The organism is Shewanella olleyana, from assembly GCF_023283825.1.
GTDB classification, from domain to species: Bacteria; Pseudomonadota; Gammaproteobacteria; order Enterobacterales; family Shewanellaceae; genus Shewanella; species Shewanella olleyana.
The window spans coordinates 1-1,996 of sequence record NZ_JAKILD010000064.1; the positions used below are offsets into that span (position 1 = coordinate 1).

Below are 1,996 nucleotides of genomic sequence, written 5' to 3' on the forward strand. Positions count from 1 at the left end.
CTTCCTCTTATCACAGCGTTGATAGGACAGTAGAGGCGATAGTGCTGGAAGAGGAGTCACTGGCTATTCGAAAAACGCTTTATGCTGAGCAGCCAGCGCGCTGGGCAGAGGATTACGCCTGCAGCCTAATTAGTCTGGCTTATTTTTATAAAAGCGTTGGCAGGACAGTAGAGGTGATAGCGCTGAAAGAGGAGTCACTGGCTATTCTAAAAGCGCTTTATGCTGAGCAGCCAGCGCGCTGGGCAGAGGGTTACGCCCAAAGCCTAAATAGTCTGGCCGTCTGCTATGAAAGCGCTGGTAGGACAGTAGAGGTGATAGCGCTGAAAGAGGAGTCACTGGCTATTCGAAAAGCGCTTTATGCTGAGCAGCCAGCGCGCTGGGCAGAGGATTACGAACAAAGCCTAAATAATCTGGCCGTCTGCTATGAAAGCGCTGGTAGGACAGAAGAGGCGATAACGCTGCAAGAAGAGTCACTGGGTATTCAAAAAGCGCTTTATGCTGAGCAACCAGCGCGCTGGGCAAAGTATTACACCCGAAGCCTAAATAATCTGGCTTATTCTTATCACAGCGTTGGCAGAACCACAGAGTCGATAGCGCTGCAAGAGGAGTCACTGGCTATTCTAAAAGCGCTTTATGCTGAGCAGCCTGCGCGCTGGGCAGAGGATTACGAACAAAGCCTAAATAATCTGGCCGTCTGCTATGAAGGTATTGGCCAGTATCAAGATGTATTAAATTATTGTAAGTTAGCAGAATCAGTATGTTGCAATGTAGGTGACACCAAATGTGAAATTGACTACCAAATACGCCAGCTAAAAACTCTTAGAAGATTAGAAGATGTTGATACTTTTAATAAATTAGCCTTAAAAGTGGAGGCCAGATTGTTAGAGCATGTTGATGAACCTTGGCACCTCTTATCTTTGGCTTGGCTTTGTGGTGTTTTGGCGATCTTTCTTGATGAAGCTAATAAAAATCAGCAGGCTAAAGAAAAATTGAGCCAAATGCATGAAATAATAACAGAGCGTCAACTGGATGGCTTTGATTCTATTTATCCTCTGTTGAATCAATACGGTTTTAACATTTCATAATTGTTCTTACTGACAAGACACGAAAATCCGCTGGTTATCGTGTCTTGTTGAAAGGTTACTGGATTTTGTTTATCTACCGACCCCAATTATCAACCCAGAGAATTGGAATACCATCGCAGGTTTTAATTCAAAAGAGCTTAACTAGACTTTACATGGTCTTCAATCGCTTTACATTGAGCTTCTGATAATTCCGCAACAACCTGCCCTTTAAGCAGCACTGTTAATACGTCATTATTCACATCACTTGTCTTTAGCAGTTGCTTAGTTTTCCAATAAACGCCTAAATTCATCACCTCCAACATGATCATGAGCGTTAGTACAAATGCTAATACTGCTATAGTCAGCATTAAGAATAGTGGATATTCTTGCATTCGCAGGCAAGCTAAAACTGCATTTGAGGGAGGGGCTATTATTGTCAAAGCACCTAGGGTAGGTACACGTGTTTTGTACTCAAGTTCTTCCTGGATGCGCATAAGTTGATGTTTCATTAGCTGCTGTATTTCCTTGATATTATTGCGGTATTATACCAGTGGTGTTGATATTAAATAAGTGCAAAATAAATATGAAGGAGTAAGTTTATTCTGTGTAGCTGTTATGCAAAGGAGGAAACTTTGTTTTTGCAAGAAACAAATAAGCCATAAGGCTGAGATTACGTTGAAAGTTATAACAGCCTTCGTGTGAGCCTTTAAAATAAGCTATTTGGAGAACTTTAATCAACAGTAATTGTCTTTGGTAAAAGTACCAAGGGCGTTCAATACCCTGAGTCAGATTAGATTTTTAGATTACTCAAGCTAAAGCGTTTTTGTCGGATAGACGACACTTGTTACCAAGTGCCGTCCTCCTAAGAACCCAGCGTGCAACTTTCACTGCACTAGGCTCAAGCCTCCACTAAGGCATTTTAGCTACCCAGT

2 protein-coding genes are annotated in these 1,996 nt (G+C 42.2%); one reads left to right on the forward strand and one right to left on the reverse strand.

Annotated elements, in window-relative coordinates; genetic code table 11:
• The coding region (locus tag L2735_RS19815) for a tetratricopeptide repeat protein (protein WP_248986307.1) at positions 1 to 1,085 on the forward strand (1,085 nt) is incomplete at its 5' end.
• A 137-nt stretch (positions 1,086 to 1,222) separates the two neighbouring features.
• Here L2735_RS19815 and L2735_RS19820 read toward each other — a convergent pair.
• On the reverse strand, positions 1,223 to 1,573 hold the full coding sequence (locus L2735_RS19820; RefSeq protein ID WP_248986308.1) for a hypothetical protein: 351 nt from the start codon (positions 1,571 to 1,573) through the stop codon (positions 1,223 to 1,225).
• Positions 1,574 to 1,996 lie beyond the last annotated feature (423 nt).

What these genes read in the sequence shown, in the direction of transcription:
- L2735_RS19820 (WP_248986308.1), bottom strand. Translation starts at nt 1,573, where the DNA reads ATGAAACATCAACTTATGCGCATCCAGGAAGAACTTGAGTACAAAACA.